This is a genomic window from Rhizobium terrae (assembly GCF_003425685.1).
Lineage (GTDB): Bacteria > Pseudomonadota > Alphaproteobacteria > Rhizobiales > Rhizobiaceae > Neorhizobium > Neorhizobium terrae.
This window is the reverse complement of sequence record NZ_QJKM01000002.1, coordinates 499,612-516,164: the sequence shown is the minus strand read 5'-3', so window position 1 is coordinate 516,164 and position 16,553 is coordinate 499,612. Positions and strand designations below refer to the sequence as shown.

At 61.3% G+C, this 16,553-nt stretch carries 19 protein-coding genes; 13 read left to right on the top strand and 6 right to left on the bottom strand.

The window, feature by feature from the left end:
* Positions 1–4: 4 nt before the first annotated feature.
* The 9 genes from DMO26_RS05425 (at position 5) to visR (ending at position 7,468) form a co-directional block, all read left to right on the top strand.
* Positions 5–472, top strand: coding sequence for a chemotaxis protein CheW (locus tag DMO26_RS05425; RefSeq protein ID WP_117190979.1), 468 nt, complete (start codon positions 5–7; stop codon positions 470–472).
* Positions 469–1,377, top strand: coding sequence for a protein-glutamate O-methyltransferase CheR (gene cheR / locus DMO26_RS05420; RefSeq protein ID WP_117190978.1), 909 nt, complete (start codon positions 469–471; stop codon positions 1,375–1,377). Before DMO26_RS05425 ends, cheR begins: the two co-directional genes overlap by 4 nt.
* The gene (gene cheB, locus DMO26_RS05415) at positions 1,374–2,414 is read left to right on the top strand and encodes a protein-glutamate O-methylesterase CheB (protein ID WP_117190977.1); all 1,041 of its coding nucleotides are present in this window, start codon (positions 1,374–1,376) and stop codon (positions 2,412–2,414) included. Before cheR ends, cheB begins: the two co-directional genes overlap by 4 nt.
* A complete protein-coding gene (locus tag DMO26_RS05410) occupies positions 2,415–2,804 on the top strand; it encodes a response regulator (protein WP_037087108.1) in 390 nt (129 codons plus the stop codon).
* Entirely contained in the window at positions 2,801–3,358 is a 558-nt protein-coding gene (gene cheD, locus DMO26_RS05405; protein ID WP_117190976.1) for a chemoreceptor glutamine deamidase CheD, read from the top strand. The genes DMO26_RS05410 and cheD overlap by 4 nt, the downstream gene beginning before the upstream one ends.
* Positions 3,359–3,372: 14 nt before the next feature.
* Positions 3,373–3,762, top strand: a complete 390-nt coding sequence (gene cheT / locus DMO26_RS05400; RefSeq protein ID WP_117190975.1) for a chemotaxis protein CheT — start codon at positions 3,373–3,375, stop codon at positions 3,760–3,762.
* Positions 3,763–3,911: 149 nt separating this feature from the next.
* Positions 3,912–5,585, top strand: a complete 1,674-nt coding sequence (gene fliF, locus DMO26_RS05395; protein ID WP_117190974.1) for a flagellar basal-body MS-ring/collar protein FliF — start codon at positions 3,912–3,914, stop codon at positions 5,583–5,585.
* Between the two features lie 406 nt (positions 5,586–5,991).
* Positions 5,992–6,708 carry a transcriptional regulator VisN gene (gene visN, locus DMO26_RS05390; protein ID WP_226951192.1) on the top strand — a complete coding sequence of 239 codons (717 nt, stop codon included), beginning with the start codon at positions 5,992–5,994 and terminating at the stop codon, positions 6,706–6,708.
* 13 nt (positions 6,709–6,721) lie between these two features.
* Positions 6,722–7,468, top strand: a complete 747-nt coding sequence (visR, locus tag DMO26_RS05385; RefSeq protein WP_117190972.1) for a transcriptional regulator VisR — start codon at positions 6,722–6,724, stop codon at positions 7,466–7,468.
* 59 nt (positions 7,469–7,527) lie between these two features.
* Here the strand turns inward: visR and DMO26_RS05380 are convergent, their stop codons facing one another.
* The 6 genes from DMO26_RS05380 to motA all read right to left on the bottom strand — a co-directional run bounded on the left by DMO26_RS05380 (position 7,528) and on the right by motA (position 12,828).
* Positions 7,528–7,959 (bottom strand): hypothetical protein, encoded by a 432-nt coding sequence (locus tag DMO26_RS05380; RefSeq protein ID WP_117190971.1) that lies wholly within the window; start codon positions 7,957–7,959, stop codon positions 7,528–7,530.
* A 5-nt stretch (positions 7,960–7,964) separates the two neighbouring features.
* Positions 7,965–9,044 carry a flagellar biosynthesis protein FlhB gene (flhB, locus tag DMO26_RS05375; RefSeq protein ID WP_117190970.1) on the bottom strand — a complete coding sequence of 360 codons (1,080 nt, stop codon included), beginning with the start codon at positions 9,042–9,044 and terminating at the stop codon, positions 7,965–7,967.
* A gap of 216 nt (positions 9,045–9,260) precedes the next feature.
* The gene (fliG, locus tag DMO26_RS05370) at positions 9,261–10,298 is read right to left on the bottom strand and encodes a flagellar motor switch protein FliG (RefSeq protein WP_117190969.1); all 1,038 of its coding nucleotides are present in this window, start codon (positions 10,296–10,298) and stop codon (positions 9,261–9,263) included.
* Between the two features lie 28 nt (positions 10,299–10,326).
* On the bottom strand, positions 10,327–10,923 hold the full coding sequence (gene fliN / locus DMO26_RS05365) for a flagellar motor switch protein FliN (protein ID WP_117190968.1): 597 nt from the start codon (positions 10,921–10,923) through the stop codon (positions 10,327–10,329).
* Positions 10,924–10,990: 67 nt separating this feature from the next.
* Complete coding sequence (locus DMO26_RS05360) at positions 10,991–11,962, bottom strand: FliM/FliN family flagellar motor switch protein (protein WP_117190967.1); 972 nt, start codon at positions 11,960–11,962, stop codon at positions 10,991–10,993.
* Positions 11,959–12,828, bottom strand: coding sequence for a flagellar motor stator protein MotA (gene motA / locus DMO26_RS05355; RefSeq protein WP_117190966.1), 870 nt, complete (start codon positions 12,826–12,828; stop codon positions 11,959–11,961). Before motA ends, DMO26_RS05360 begins: the two co-directional genes overlap by 4 nt.
* 203 nt (positions 12,829–13,031) lie before the next feature.
* Here motA and DMO26_RS05350 point away from each other — a divergent pair, with 203 nt between their 5' ends.
* From DMO26_RS05350 to DMO26_RS05335, 4 genes are read left to right on the top strand one after another with little or no spacing between them, the layout of a single operon-like run.
* Positions 13,032–13,808, top strand: a complete 777-nt coding sequence (locus DMO26_RS05350; protein ID WP_162894719.1) for a DUF1217 domain-containing protein — start codon at positions 13,032–13,034, stop codon at positions 13,806–13,808.
* 1 nt (position 13,809) lies between these two features.
* A complete protein-coding gene (gene flgF / locus DMO26_RS05345; protein WP_117190964.1) occupies positions 13,810–14,544 on the top strand; it encodes a flagellar basal-body rod protein FlgF in 735 nt (244 codons plus the stop codon).
* A 22-nt stretch (positions 14,545–14,566) separates the two neighbouring features.
* Positions 14,567–15,964 carry a flagellar protein export ATPase FliI gene (gene fliI / locus DMO26_RS05340; protein ID WP_117190963.1) on the top strand — a complete coding sequence of 466 codons (1,398 nt, stop codon included), beginning with the start codon at positions 14,567–14,569 and terminating at the stop codon, positions 15,962–15,964.
* 7 nt (positions 15,965–15,971) lie between these two features.
* Positions 15,972–16,538, top strand: coding sequence for a flagellar protein (locus tag DMO26_RS05335; protein WP_117190962.1), 567 nt, complete (start codon positions 15,972–15,974; stop codon positions 16,536–16,538).
* The last annotated feature ends 15 nt before the right edge of the window (positions 16,539–16,553 follow it).

The following is a 16,553-nucleotide window of genomic DNA, read 5'->3' as shown; positions in this document are numbered from 1 at the left end:
CAGTATGTCGTATGCCGTGAAAAACCTCACTCAGGGAAGTCGGGAGCTGATCGCTTTCCGGATCGGTGACCAGGAATTTTGCGTCAACATCATGTCGGTCCGCGAAATTCGCGGATGGACGCCGGCGACGCCGATGCCGCACGCGCCTGGTTATATGATGGGCGTGATCAACCTGCGCGGTGCTGTGTTGCCGATCGTCGATCTTTCTGCGCGGCTTGGCATGAAGGATGCCGAGCCGACGGCGCGTCACGTGATCATCGTCGCGCAGGTAAAAAGCAAGGTAGTCGGTCTGCTGGTCGAAGCCGTTTCCGATATCCTTACGATTACCGACGAGAATATCCAGCCGGTGCCGGAAGTGTCTTCCGACCTGGAAAAACAGTATGCCCGGGGAATCCTCGCCATCGATAAGCGGATGATCTGCATGATCGAATTGGACGCCCTCTTCCCGGAAAAGGAAAGCGAAGCTGCATGAAGCCCTTGGGCGCCATCGAAAGCAGGCAGTCACCGGATGACGTGCTCGCGAGTGGGGAATACCCGCTGACGCGCCGCGATCTCGCCGACATCGCGGCGATGATCTATGCGGATGCGGGAATCTATCTGAACGATTCCAAGGCTTCTCTCGTCTATTCGCGCCTGTCGAAGCATATTCGGGCGCTTGGTCTGCGTGGCTTCAAGGATTATTGCGCGCTGGTGGCCTCGCCGGACGGCGCCGCCGCCCGCCGCGAGATGCTGTCGCACCTGACGACGAACTTCACCCGTTTCTTTCGCGAGAACCATCATTTCGAGCATCTGCGCGACGAGGTCCTGCCCGGTCTCATCAACCGCGCCAAGTCGGGCGGCCGGGTGCGCATCTGGTCGGCTGCCTGTTCGGACGGGCAGGAGCCTTACTCCATCGCGCTCACCGTCCTGTCGCTGCTGCCGAATGCCGTCGACTACGACTTCCGCATTCTGGCGACCGATATCGATCCCAAGATCCTCGCGGCCGCCCGTGCCGGCATCTATGACGAGAACGCCACCGAAACCATGACGCCGGCCATGCGCAAGCAATGGTTCCGCGAAGTCGACGCCGGCGGCCGCCGTAAGCTGCAGATCGACGACAAGGTCAAGAAGCTCATCACCTTCAACGAACTGAACCTGATGGGGCAGTGGCCGTTCAAGGGCAATTTCGACGTCATCTTCTGCCGCAACGTCGTCATCTATTTCGACGAGCCGACGCAGATGAAGATCTGGTCCCGGTTCGCCTCGCTTCTGCCCGAAGGCGGGCATCTCTATATCGGCCATTCCGAACGCGTCTCCGGCGACGCGAAGAACCTGTTCGATAACATCGGCATCACGACCTATCGTTATGCCGGCAAGAATGCAGGGAGGAAAGCATGAGCGCACCGGCACGGGTCCTGGTTGTCGATGATTCTCCCACCATGCGCGGCCTGATCACCGCCGTCCTGAATTCCGATCCGGAGGTCAACGTCATCGGCCAGGCCGGCGACGCGCTGGAAGCCCGCGCGGCGATCAAGCAGCTCAATCCCGACGTCGTCACGCTCGACATCGAGATGCCGAACATGAACGGGCTGGAATTCCTCGAAAAGATCATGCGCCTGCGTCCGATGCCGGTCATCATGGTGTCGGCCATGACCCATCAGGGCGCCAACGCGACGCTGGCCGCTCTCGAAATCGGCGCCTTCGATTGCGTCGGCAAGCCGGCCCCCGGCGACGCCCGTCCGTTCATGGATCTCGCCGAGAAGGTCAAGGCCGCGGCGCGCTCCGGCCACCGCCGCAATGGCCCGGCCCCGGTCGCGTCGGTGGCGCCTGCCGCAGAATATCGCGTCGGCCGGAAGGTCGTGGCGATCGGCTCTTCGACCGGCGGTGTCGAGGCGCTTATCACGGTGCTGCAAAAGTTCCCGCAAAACTGCCCGCCGACCGTAATTACTCAACATATGCCTTCCACGTTTACCAAAAGTTTTGCTGAACGGCTTAATCGTATCTGCGCTCCTGTGGTGCAGGAGGCGACCGATGGCGCAAGGCTGGAGATCGGAAAGATCTATCTGGCGCCCGGTGGTGACCGGCACCTGCAGGTGGTCAATCCGTCGGCTCCCTGTTGCCGGCTGGTCGAAAGAGAACCGGTCAACGGCCATAGGCCTTCCGTGGACGTGCTCTTCGATTCGGTCGCGGAACTGGCGGGTCGTAATGCAGTCGGGGTGATCCTGACGGGCATGGGCCGCGACGGAGCGTCTGGTCTGCTCAAGATGCGCGGCGCGGGGGCGCGCACCATTGGACAGAACGAGAAGACCTGTGTGGTCTACGGCATGCCGAGGGTCGCCTACGAGATTGGGGCCGTCGAGCAGCAGCTGCCGCTAGGCTCCATTGGAGAAGAAGTGTTGAAGTTAACTGCCGCCCGAAAAGAAGGTACCGAATAAATGTCTATCGCTGAAAAAATCAAAGTACTGATCGTCGACGATCAGGTGACCAGCCGCCTGCTGCTCAGCGACGCTCTGACACAGCTCGGCTTCAAGCAGATCACCGCCGCCGGCGACGGTGAGCAGGGCATGAAGATCATGGCCGAGCAGCCGCACCATCTGGTGATCTCGGACTTCAACATGCCGAAGATGGATGGCATCGGCTTCCTGCAGGCCGTGCGCGCCAATCCGAATACCAAGAAGGCCGCGTTCATCATCCTGACCGCCCAGGGCGACCGGGCGCTGGTGCAGAAGGCGGCTCAGCTCGGCGCCAACAATGTTCTCGCCAAGCCGTTCACGATCGAAAAAATGAAGGCCGCCATCGAGGCGGTGTTTGGAGCGTTGAAATGAATGACGCCGCTGCAGCCAGGCGTGTCCATATCATTCAGGGAGAGTACAAGGTCGTAAACGACCCGAACGTCGTCCTCTCGACGATCCTGGGCTCATGCGTGGCTGCGTGTCTTCGCGATCCTGTCGCCGGTGTCGGCGGCATGAATCACTTCCTGCTTCCGGGAACCGGCGGTCCCATGGCATCGGGCGGCGATGCCACGCGCTATGGCGTGCATCTGATGGAACTGCTGATCAACGGCCTGCTGAAGCAGGGAGCCCGGCGCGACCGGTTGGAAGCGAAGATATTCGGCGGCGCCAAGACGATTGCCAGCTTCTCGAATGTGGGCGAGCAGAATGCCGCATTCGCCATGCAGTTTCTCAAGGACGAAGGCATTCCGGTGGTCGGTTCCTCCACGGGCGGGGAACATGGACGCAAGCTCGAGTTCTGGCCGGTCAGCGGCAGGGCTCGGCAGTATCCTCTGACCGGCGCCGAAACCCAGCGGACGGTTGCGATGGAGGAACGTCCGGTCCGGACGCCGTCGAAGCCCGTCGAAAGCTCTATCGAATTCTTTTAAAGACGGGGAAGGTAATGAACGACATCGCAGTGCCGCCAATCGCTTCCTTCGAGGAGTCGCTCCCCGAAGTCCTGATGCGGCTGGTGTCGGAACTTCACGACGTGGCCTATCTCATCGAGCGCGTCGAACCACAACTGATCGAACTCGGCGGCGAGGCCATCCTCACGTCGCCGGACAGCATGAAGGTGCTGCAGGGGATCGACCTCGCGGTCCAGAAAACGCGCGGCATCGCCGAATTCATCGACACGATCACCGGCACCATTCCGGAAACCTGGACGGTCGACGTGTCGACGGCGCTCAGCCTCGTCAAGCTCGCCGAAATGCAGAAGGCGCTGTCGCGTGGCATGCGTCATGGTCATTCCCAGCCGCTCAGCAAGGCGGCCGGCGATTTCGATTTCTTCTGATCCTGCCGATCTTGAGCGCCTGAAAGATTGATCAGGCTTCTCCCGCAATCGTCAAACCCTCATCCGCGAAACGTTCGCGCAAGCTTCGTTTCCTAAGGATGCTCCTGGGCAAAGGGCTCTATATCCTTGTTTGGCGATGTGGGAACAGAATGAATCTGTTGGCTCAATTTTCACAAGTCTTTAAAAATCTGGCCAATTTAGGCCAGACGAGACTTATTGCTTTAGGCGCCGTAGGCGTTGTTTCGATCGCGATCGTGCTTGCCGCGGCCATTTTTGTAAACAAACCCGCATACGAAACGCTTTACGTGGGGCTCGAGACCTCCGACCTCAACCAGGTCAGCATCGCGCTTGCGGAAGCCAGCATGGCTTTCGAAGTCGGGGCGGACGGTTCGAGCATTCAGGTTCCGGTCGGCACGACCGGAAAGGCCCGGCTTCTCTTGGCCGAGCGCGGCCTGCCGAACAGTTCCAACGCCGGTTATGAACTCTTCGACAATGTCGGCTCCCTCGGCCTGACCTCCTTCATGCAGGAGGTGACCCGTGTTCGTGCTCTCGAAGGCGAGATCGGCCGCTCGATCCAGCAGATCCAGGGCGTCTCGGCGGCCCGCGTCCATATCGTGATGCCGGATGTCGGCAACTTCCGGCGGGGTGAACAGAAACCGACGGCTTCGGTGATGATCCGCGCCAGCACCCAGGCCGGCCGCAAGGCCGCATCCTCGATTCGTCACCTCGTCGCTTCGGCCGTCCCCGGTCTCGACGTGGACGACGTGACCATTCTCGATTCGACCGGCCAGCTTCTGGCGGCGGGCGACGAATACGGCGGCAGCGCGGCGAACAAGTCGCTGAACATCGTCCAGTCGGTGCAGCAGGAAATCGAAAGCAACATCGACAAGGCGCTCGCGCCCTTCCTCGGCATGGACAATTTCCGCTCCAGCGTGACGGCCTCGCTCAATACCGACAGCCAGCAGATCCAGGAAACGGTCTTCGACCCCAATTCCCGCGTCGAACGTTCGGTGCGCACCACCAAGGAAGCGCAGAAGTCGCAGCAGACCAACAACGACAACGCCACAACCGTGGAACAGAACGTTCCGCAGGCCGCCCCGCAGCAGGGCGGCGCGACCGGCCCGCAATCGTCTGATCAGTCCGACAAGAAGGAAGAGCAGACCAACTACGAAATCAACCAGAAGACCACGGCCACGACGCGCAACAGCTATCAGATCGAGAAGGTGTCAGTAGCGGTGGTCGTCAACAAGGGCCGCATCGCCAAGATGGTCGGCGAGCCCCTCGACCAGGCCAAGATCGATGCCTATCTCGCCGAGATGCAGAAGATCGTCTCTTCCGCCGCCGGCATCAATTCCGGTCGCGGCGACATCGTGACGCTGACGGCCATGGATTTCCTCGAAAACCAGCTTCTCGACGAGGCTGCCGGCGGCCCCGGCATGATGGAAGTCCTGAGCCGCAATATCGGCGGCATCATCAACTCGCTCGCCTTCGTCGGTGTCGCCTTCTTGGTGGTCTGGCTCGGTCTTCGCCCGCTCATCCGCACCGTCAGCGGCAACGGCATCGCCGGCGACACGGCGGCGGATGGCGGCGGCCTCGAACTCCCGGACTTCTCGCCGACCACGGGCAGCCCGGCGCTCATGGATGGTTTCGGCTCGGACTTCGGTTTCGACAGCTCCGGCGACATGCTGGGCGGCGACGACGAGGAGGGCTTCAACCGCCGCGTCAAGGAAGGCCCGGAAAAACGTCTGGCCCGCATGGTCGAGATTTCCGAAGAACGGGCCGCCAAAATCCTCCGCAAATGGGCTCTCGAAAAAGCAGCCTGACGGAACATCACGAAAATATGATCGCAAGGGGCCGACACGTGTTCGGCCCCTTTCTTTTGAGCCTCGCCACATACTTGGCGGATTTGCCTGCAACGCGAATCAGTTCTGTCATCGCGGAATTGGGGAAATCATCATCTTGGGCAATGGTAATTCCTCATACCTCTCCTACAATGACTATGATTCGCATGGTGAATTCCGGAGGGTCCAGGGAGGGTTGGGCCCGCGGCGGCTCCAGAGGGACGAAACAAAACGGTTACAGAAAGTGGCCCTTTGATGTTTTGCTCAGGGATCGTTTCGGCGTCGGAGAGAGTTGTGCGGTGATCGAAACATGTCGTGATGCGCGCATTCATGAGGAATACGTGGCGCGGCGGGGAGCAGATAACGGATGGAGTTGTCGGGGGTTGACATGACGGCGGAGGGGCGGGTCTATATGGACTCCGCCGGCTCTCGGGTCCTGTCGCGTGAGCAATTGGTGCGCCGTCTCTCGGTCGTGACGGGTTCCAACAATGTTCAAGCGGTGATGCGCTTGCTTGCCGACTACGTGGGTGCCTCCCACTTCCTTCTTGCCCGATATGACCTGATCCAGGAGCAGGGCCTCGATTTCATCGTCACGTCCAACTGGCCATTCGATCTGGTCCGGCGCCTCGGTTCCGAGCTTGCCAGCGGTTACGCGCGTTCCACCGAACTGGAAAAATGCCTGTCGCTGCTGACCCCCAGTTTTTCGCTGCTGCCGGACGACGTGACCCCGCCCGACGACATCAGCCGGCAATATTGCTCGCTGACCTTCTGCGTCGGCAGGACGCGGTTCTCGCTGATGCTGCTCTTCCTCGAAGGTATCATCCTGTCGCAGGAGAGATTGCGGGAAGTAGGCCTCTTCGCCGCCTACGGCGCAAGTTTCGCCGAAAGCGCCGATGCCAGGACGGAGCGGGATTTCGAACTGACCGAACGCGAGCTGGAATGCCTCTTCTGGATCGCCGAAGGCAAGACGAGCGACGAGATTGCGGTCATTCTCGGCATCTCGCGCAACACGATCAACAACTACATCACCAGCGTCATGCGCAAGACGGCGACAAAGACACGCTCGGAGGCGATCGCCTACGCGGTCCGCAACAATCTGGTATAGGGACAGACTTTCGATGGGCTATTCGCGCACCGGCACGGCAGAAGGACCTGGAAGCATCCAGTATCTGCGCCTGCAGCGCGCCTCGAGCCGGTCCGACATCTTCCCCAAGCTCATCGCCATGCAGAAGAACCTGAAGGCGCGCAATTTCGCGGTCTTCCGGATTGCCGGCGCGGGCCTGCCCAACAAACGCAAGCTTGTCTGCGAGCTGGACAACTGGACGACCGGCTCGCTCGAGAGCGGCAACCAGCTTATGCATGGCTACGGCGAGGTACTGCTCGAACATATCGAACTGTCGCTCTTGCCGCTGATCTGGAACGGGTCGGAAAACACCAGCTTCGCGGATGCGGGCGAATTCTCGGCGCTGACGCGGCGCCTGGACGCGGACGTGGTTCCTTTTTCCGGCATCGCCTTTCCGGTTCGGCTCGGCGCGCTCGGCAATGGCTATGTGACGTTTCTGGCAACGACGATGGAGCTCGCGAGCGACGTGATCATCGATCAGCACGTCAGGAGCTGCCAGGTGATGATGGACCTCCTGGCGCTCGACGAGCGCCGCAGCGTGCCGGCCGAATCACTGAGCGAGCGGGAGATCGCCTGTCTGCAGCTCGCCGGCGACGGAAGGATCAGCGAAGAAATCGCCGAGAAACTCGGCCTCTCGGTCCATACCGTCAACGCCTATCTGGGCTCGGCTACGATCAAGCTCGATTCGGTCAACCGTATCCAGGCGATCGCCAAGGCGATCAGGCTCGGCTACATCCACTGAGCGTATGAAAATCGGGCCGAACAGCCAGACTGCCGCGCGTCATGCGCGGGAGGGACGCCTTACTGCGAGGCGCTCGTCCTGACGAACTTGGCTTCCTGCAGGGTCTGGGCCAGGAAGGCGGTGTTGTCGTCGGGGTTCTCGGACGGTTCCTGGAAGGAAATGTGGTCGATTTCCACGCCGGCCTGCCGGTCGGCAAGCGTCAGGCGCGCATAGACCGATACGCCACGAGGCTTGATCTCGAGGTCGAGCACCACCTCGGGCTGGCCGCCCCACTCCAGCGTGTAGTCCCCGCCGGCACCGAAACTCACCGTGCCGGGGTGAAAATAGAGCTCCGCCGCCGACGATACGAGATCGGCAAGGCTGCTGTAGCACTCCAGACGCAGAAGCGAGATGAGATCACCGGCATCGAGCAGGCGAAGTTCGGATGCCACCGGGCTGATTGCGTTGGCGACGATTTCTTCTCGTTCGGTGGAATAGGTGCATTTCTTCATGACGCTCAGCGGGTCCGTTTCTTGAGCGACCGGGATGCGTAGACCCGGTGCACGAGTTCTGCCACGGCCTTGTAAAAGGCTGGTGGGATAACACTATCCACCGAGACTTGCGCAAACATGGAGCGTGCCAGGGGCGGGTCCTCGAAAACGGGGATATCGTTGGCCTCCGCGATTTCACGGATTCTGAGCGCGATCAGGTCCTGCCCCTTGGCGACCACCACCGGAGCGTCGTTCTCCTCGCGCACATAGCGGAGCGCCACCGCATAGTGCGTGGGGTTTGCGATGACGAGCGTGGCGCGCGGCACGTTGTTGATCATGCGCCGCCGGGCGCGGTCGCGGGCCACCGATTTCTGGCGCGATTTGACGATCGGGTCGCCCTGCGCCTGCTTGTATTCGTCCTTGACCTCCTGTTTGGTCATTCTGAGCTGCTGGTACCAGTGGTAGCGCGTCCACAGGACGTCGACCACCGCAAGCAGCGCGGTGGAAATGACGACGACGATCACCATTTTCCTGACGATCGCGTCGAGCTTGACGAGAATCACCTGCGGATCGGAGAACATCGCGTCGAGCGAGGCGAAGAACTCGCCGCGCAGGGCGAAATACATGATGATCGAGACAATCAGGATCTTGAACAGCGACTTGCCGAATTCGACGAAGCCCGGACCGCTGTAGATGCGGCCGAATCCCTTGGAGGGCGAAACGCGCGAAATCTGCGGCCTGACGCGTTCGAGCACCATCGACGGAATGTTCTGCGCAAACGACGATGCGAGACCGAAGATGATGAAAAGCAGCATCGCCGGAATGAGGAACGCCGCCATGGCCCAGCCGAGATGGACGCTCAAGGAGACGACGTCAGTCGTGTTTTCGAGCCGCCATTGATCCGGCTGTTCGAAAAGATCCTTCAGGGTCTCGCCGAGCTTGGCAATGCTCGACGGCAGGAAGAAAACCAGGAAAATGTAGAAAGCGAGGATGGAGGCAAACAGCGGAACTTCGCGCGAGACAGGGACGTTACCCTTCTCCGCCGCCTCGGTCATTCGTTTGGCGGTAGGGTTTTCTGTTTTGCTGTCTTTATCTTCGTCCGACACGGCTTGGGGACCAATCGACCTCGGGGTTGCAGGGACGTGGCTCGAACGAATCGGCCGCCGCCATCGGCATGTTACCGAAACCCCGGTTAGCCGCGAATCGAGTCAACAAAAAGACTGTGGGTGGACGCCCCGGCATCCCTCAAATGCGGCCGGAAATGAAAACGGAGCGGGGAGATGATCCCGCTCCGTCTTCTTCCTCGTGCTTTATTCCTGGCGTCAGGCCGCTTCGTCCTTCTTCTCTTCCTTGAGAATGATCTGTCCCGAATTGGCCAGCCGGATCGCTTCCTGGGCAACCGCGCGACGGGCCATGGCCACTTCGCGCGGATTGAGGTTGGCCGGCTGGGCGGTGAGATCACTCTCGATCATGCGGCGCTGGCGGGGGCTGATCGCCGAGAGCACGCATTCCTTGATTTCGTTGCCGGCGCCGCGCAGCGCCATCGTAAGAATGTCCGCGGCGACGTCGTTGAGCAGCATGACACGGCTGCGTTGCGGCATCGACATGAGGTCTTCGAAGAGGAAGATCTTCGGGCGGACCTTGTTGACCGATTCCTTGCTGATCGTTTCGAGCGAGGTGAGCAGGGTGTCGACCTGGCTCTTCTCCAGCTCGTTCATCAGCTCGGCGACCTTATTCGAACCGTTGGAGTTGCGTTCCGCATCGACGGCGGCGATAAGTTCGATGACGCGCTTCTCGATGATTTCGGCGGCCTTGGGGCTGACCTCCTTCATGTTGACGGCGCGGTTCATGACGTCCGGCCGGCGACTGTCGGGCAGCTGCAGCAGCACCTTGGCGCCGAAAGTGGACGGCATCTGGGAGAGAATGTAGGCGATCGTCTGAGGATGCTCGCGCGACAGGAATTTACCGACGAAGGCAGGATCGGCGTCACCCAGGCGGTCCCAGATATTGGCCTGGTAATCGTCGAACGCGGCGCGACGGCCGAGCAGTCCGTCCACTTCCTCGGGCGTCAGGCCTGCTTCGAGAATGCCTTCGATCGCCGCGGCATTGTCCATGAGGCCGGTGCCTTCGGTGAACAGGTCCTCGAACTCGTTGACGAGCTGGAGAAGTTCATCCGGAGGGATGGACCGCAGGGTCTGCGCACAGGAGATGATATTCTGCAGCTCGCTCTGGGTAAAATACTTGAGAAGCTTGCCTGCGACCCCTTTACCCATGGCAAGGAGAACAGCCGCGGCCTTTTCGGCCTGGGACAACGGTTTGGTCGAGAGCGCGCTGCCACCGAAATCCTCAAAGTCCATCATGGTCTTCCCTCTCTGTCCCAAACAGGGATCAGGTTCTTCTCGTGCTCAGTACTTCCGTCAGTCTCACGCCGAAGCGCGTGTCGTCGTTTTCCAGGACGGTGATCTCACCCTTGCCGATCCGCCGGCCGTTCACCATGATCTCGACCGGTTCACCGATCCGTTTGTCGAGCGAGATCGTTGCACCTTCTTCCAGGCTCATCAGGCCGGAGACCTGCATACGGCTGGTTCCGAGCACGATTTCGACGTCGATCGGAATGTCCATGATCAGGTCGAGATTGGCGTTCAGCGCGCTCCCCGGCGCCTGGTAGGTGGCGGAGCCTGCCGACGAGCCGCCGAAACCGCCGCCGAAATCGTTGCCGCCGAAGCTGCTCGCCGCGCCGCCGAAGCCGCCACCGCCGCCGAAGCTTTCGGTCTGCGCTTCGAAGCCGCCGCCGAAGGATGTCGCATCGGCCGAAAAGTCCGCGGCCGGAGATGCGCCGAAATCGGCATCGAAGCCCGGCACGCCGCCGTCGGCATCGGCCTTCAAGACGCCGCGCAGATCGTCGATGGCCTGATCCAGCTCGACCTCATTGCCGGCCGGCATCAGCGCGTCGTCATCGGTGATAGGTGTCTTCTTCGTAGCCATGCGGTCATTATTCCTGTTGAAACTTGCGTCAGCCTGCCTTGCCGAAGCGCCGCGGGCAAAAGCGGTCCTAGCCTATCAGGTGTCTGAGAATCTCATCGTCGGTACTGATATTATCCTTTACGCGAACTGTATAACGCTCTCCCGAGCGTCCGAATTCGCACGAATACATGTCCTTGCCGTTGGCGCTGACCTGAACGTGGACATCCTGCTTGTCCTGGAAGGCGATCACGTCGCCCCGGGCCAGCCGGGAGATGACGCCGAGCGTCAGTTTTTCGAGGCGGATGCGCGCTTCGAGGGTGACATGCGAGCGGCGAACCTGGTCGTTCATGCGGTCTGTCCATTCCTGCTTGACCTTGGAAGCCTGGCTCGTGGCCTTCGGCGCCGTGACCTTGGTTTTCAGGAATGCGCGCTGCGGGATGACGAGGGCGAATTCCGAGGTGATCGATCCGAAACCCAGCGTCATGCGGATCGCGACGCCGAATTCGGGCCGGGCCAGATCGTCGGGCTTCGGCCGGTCTTCAGCGTTATGCGGCCGTTCGAGGCTTGCCTCGAATCCGCCCGGCGCATTGACGCCGGAGCGGAGCACGTTGGCCATCCGCTCGAAAACCATCACCGCAAGGTCGAGCTCGATGTCCGAAAGGGGACGCTCGATCGGCTGGATGACCGTATCGGCGGCCGCGCCGAGCATCAGTTCCATCAGCGCGATGATGAAGCCGTTGCCGCAGGCGAGAACGAAATTCGGGCACCAGTTGCGTAGCGCGCCGTCCGAGAGGACGAAGCCGTCGCCGAGATCGGCGACCAGATCGTTCATCAGCCCCGACGTGCAGCTGACGAAGGAGCAGTCGATGCGGATGCCGGTCTCGCTGTGGAAGACGTCCGGCAGGAACTCCATGTAGAGCTGAGCGAACTCGCTGCTGATCCTCTCGACCGTCCGCTTGTCGCCGAGGCCGCCCGTCAGTTTTGCGAGAAGCGCCAGGTCCATTCCCGGCGCGGATGCCAAAGTCGCTTGATTTGGGGTCGCTTGGTTGGTCGTCATCATGCCGCCTTTTCACCACCAGGATTCATCATTTCCTGCTCGACCGAGTCGATCGAGGGCCGTTCTTTGTTGGAAATCGTCTTGCGTCCGTATTCGAGCGCGACCTGCGGCACGGAGCCGTTCATGTAGGCAAGCAGGGTCTGCTTGACGATGATGTAGAGGCGGTGCTGCTTGGTGCGGACGATCTTGATCTGCGAGGTCAGCGGATTGCAGACCGAGTAGGACAGGAAGATGCCGAGCATGGTGCCGACGAGTGCGGCACCGATGAGGCCGCCGAGAACTTCCGGCGATTCGTTGATCTTGCCCATCGCCTTGATGACCCCGAGAACGGCGGCGACGATACCGATGGCCGGGAACGAGTCGCCCATCGCGGTGATCGCGTGATAGGGCTTCATCTTGTCGGCGAACATCGTATCGAGCTCTTCGTCCATCAGCGCCTCGATCTCGTGGGAGCGGGCATTGCCGATGATGATGAGGCGCACATAGTCGCAGATGAAGGCGGTGAGTTCCTTGTTCTTCAGCACCGTCGGGGCGGTCTGGAAGATCGAGGATTCGTCCGGATTGTCGATATGGGCTTCGATTTCGTTGCGCGACTTGGTTCGAAGGTCGCGCATGAGGGAATAGAGCACGCCGAGAACGTCGAGATAGTTGCGTTCCTTCGGTACGGTATTCTTGAAGGCCTCGCCGAGCGCCTTGCCCGAATCCTTCACGACCTTCATCGGGTTCGCCATGATGAAGCCGCCGAGACCGGCGCCGCCGATGATCATCAGCTCGAACGGCTGCACGAGAACATCGACGTGGCCGCCCATGGCCATGAAGCCACCCAGAATACAGCCGACGGTGATGACAAATCCGATAACAATATTCATCGCGTAACTCTGCCCGATCGTGTTCGTTGTCTCGGGGATACGGCCTCTGGCTTGCGTGAGGCTGGTTCCTGGACTGCTAAAACAAGGCAAAGAGACGAGCCAGCCTCGCACAAGTCTTCGCGCATAGCTTCCGCCACGATCGGACCGGATTGCCCGTTCCATGAGCGATGTCCGCCGCTTCCGCGGACCTTGGGTTAGCTATCGTGATCACGACCTACACCAGCTATACAATGATCAGCCGCGATCTGCCGAAGTCTCTGGCACGCGTCGCGGAAAAGCCGGATGTCGCCCGCGAGACCGACTATTATCTCTCCAAGATCGGCGGCATCAAAACCGTCGATGACTTCATGGCCGATACGCGCATCTACAATTACGCGCTCAAGGCCCACGGTCTCGAGGACATGGCCTATGCCAAGGCCTTCATTCGCAAGGTGCTGACGGAGGGCGTCGACGGCGAGAAGGATTTCGCCAACCAGCTTTCCGATCCGCGTTACAAGTCGCTGGTCGAATCGCTGAACTTCGCGGCCTACGGCACGACGGCCACCAGTTTCGACAAGGCCCAGAAAGGCGTCGTCGACAAGTTCCAGCGCCAGACGCTGGAGGAAGAGGCCGGCGAAGAGAACATGGGCGTGCGCCTGGCGCTTTATTTCGAGCGCACCGCTCCCACCATCAAATCCGGCATGGAAATCCTCGCCGACGACGCGCTTTCGGAAGTGGTGCGCACGACGCTGAGCCTGCCCGACGAAATCATCGGCGCCGACCTCGACCGCCAGGCGAAGTACATCGAGGACGCGATCGATATCAAGGATTTCCAGGACCCAGCCAAGGTCGGCAAGTTCCTGGAGCGCTTCACCGCGATGTGGGAAATCAACAACCCGTCGGACAACTACGATCCGCTTGCGCCCTTCAACAACCCGTCGAGCGGCATTTCCACGGATCTTCTCATCTCGATCAATAATCTGAAACTCGGAGGCAAATGATATGCAGTCCGGACTTTATGTCGGCATTTCTTCTCAGATCGCGCTCGAGCGTCGCTTGAACACGATCGCCGACAACATAGCCAACATGAACACCGTTGGCTTCCGCTCGACGGAAGTGAAGTTCGACGAGGTTCTGAGCAAGACCCAGAACGACATCAATGCCAAGGTTGCCTTTGTCACCCAGGGTAACGATTATCTGTCGACCAGGACCGGTCAGCTGCAGCAGACCGGCAACCCGCTCGATTTCGCCATCAAAGGCGATGCCTGGTTCGCCATCGAGACTCCGGCCGGCCAGGTGCTGACCCGCGACGGCCGCTTCACCATGGACGAGACCGGCCAGTTGCGGTCGATCCGCGGTTTCCCCGTGCTCGATGCCGGCGGCGCGCAGATCCAACTCAATCGCGAAGGCGGTCCTCCGACCGTCGGCGCCGACGGCATTCTGCGGCAGGACGGCAATCAGGTCGCCACCCTCGGCCTGTTCACGGCGGACATCTCGAAGGGCTTCAACCGCTATGAGAACGAAGGCGTCATTCCCGTCGACAATCCGCAGCCGGTCGTCGAAAGCTTCGAGAACGCCATCGCCCAGGGTTACATCGAGCAGTCGAACGTCAACGGCATCGGCGAGATGACCCAGCTCATCCAGGTCAACCGGGCTTTCGAAAGCATCTCGGCGCTCATGAAGGACAGCGAAAGCTCACTGGACGACGCGATCAAGACGCTGGGCGGTTCCAACTAACGATTAGGGAAGAGGGCCCACCATGATGGAAGCGGCTATCCTCGATGCGGTCAATGGCGGCAGGCTCGCGCAGCTCGCAGGTCTTGCGGCGCGTTACGCCGATCCGGCGGTCTCCGTCGCCCATGGCGGCCATGTGAAGGCGATCGCGGCGGGGCATTACACCGTCGCCGGCCTTTCAAAGCATGTGCGGCTCGGAGAATTCGTCGCCCACCGCAGCGCCACGGGCATTCACCTCGGCGAGGTGGTCCGCGTCGAACAGGACATCATCTATGTCTGCCCGATCGAACCGGGCGAGCCGATCGGCATCGGCGACACCGTGATCCGCAAGGGCGCCTTCCGTGTTGCCCCCGACGACAGCTGGTGCGGCCGCACCATCAGTTCGCTCTGCGAGCCGATCGACGGGAAGGGACCGATTGGCCGCGGTCTCAATCCCCGCTCGATCGCCGCCACCGCGCCACCCTCGATGGCGCGAAGCCGCGTCGAAACGGGTTTCAAGACCGGGGTACGGGCGATCGACATCTTCTCGCCGCTCTGCCTCGGCCAGCGTCTCGGCATTTTCGCCGGCTCCGGCGTCGGCAAATCGACGCTTCTGTCGATGCTCGCCCGAGCCGACGCCTTCGACAAGGTGGTTATCGCGCTGGTCGGCGAACGTGGCCGCGAAGTGCGCGAATTCATCGAGGATACGCTCGGCGAGCACATGGCGAAATCGATCGCCGTCGTGGCGACGAGCGACGAAAGCCCGATGCTGCGCAAGATGGCGCCGCTGGTGGCGATCACCATCGCCGAACATTTCCGCGACCAGGGCGATAACGTACTCTTCATCGCCGACAGCGTGACCCGTTTCGCCCATGCGATCCGCGAGGTGGCGGTCGCCTCCGGCGAACCGCCGATCGCCCGCGGTTATCCGGCTTCCGTCTTTACCGAACTGCCGCGGCTCCTGGAGCGCGCCGGCCCCGGTCTCGAAGGCACCGGCACGATCACGGCGATCATCTCGATCCTCGTCGACGGCGACAATCACAACGACCCGATCGCCGACTCGACGCGCGGCATTCTTGACGGCCACATCGTGCTCGACCGTTCGCTGGCGGAAGAGGGGCGTTATCCGCCGATCAATCCGCTCGCCTCGATCTCGCGTCTCGCCCGCAAGGCGTGGACGGAAGATCAGGAAAAGCTGGTGTCGCGCCTGAAATCGCTGGTGCATCGCTACGAGGAGACGCGCGACCTGCGCCTGATCGGCGGTTATCGCGCCGGCAGCGACCCGGATCTCGACATGGCGATCAAGCAGGTGCCGGTCATCTACGAGGTCCTGAAGCAGACGCCGGGGGAAAAACCGGCCGCCGATGCCTATGCGGATCTCGCGACCGCGCTCCGGGCAGCGGCGGGGCAGGGCAACCCGCAAACGGCCATAGCAAGAAGGTGATAGCTCCATGAGCCTGGACAAAGAAGAGACGGCCGCGCCGCAGAAATCGGAAGCCTTTTCATCGCGGCTTGGGGACAGGGTCCTGGTCGCGACCGGGATCGCCCTTGCGGCGGCATCGGCTTTCTTTCCCTGGTACGTCTTCTTCAACGAGGACAAGTTCGGGATCAGGACCGAGACGCTCGGACGCACCCGCGACCTGCCGCCCGGCAACGGGCGCCAGGTCGTCAGCGTTTCGCCGCTCGCCATGACCGACAGCACCAAGGACGACAGGCCGATTCCGACCGATCCGATGGATGCGCTCACCACCGCGACCACATCGTCGATCGGCGAGACGCGCAACGGCGGCGCGTTCCGCGAAGAGCAGCCGTTCCCCGGCAAGAGCGGCTTTCGGCTGCTGCATGTGGCGAACGGCCGAGCGCTCATCGAAGACGGCTCCGGCATGTATATGGTCCGGGTCGGCTCGATCCTGCCCGACAACAGCAAATTGGCGACGCTCGAACAGCGCGACGGCAAGTGGGTGATCGTTACTTCCACCGGGGAAGTCTATCGCGACACCGGCGCGGCGCGCCCGTAAGTCCGACGCAAGGTT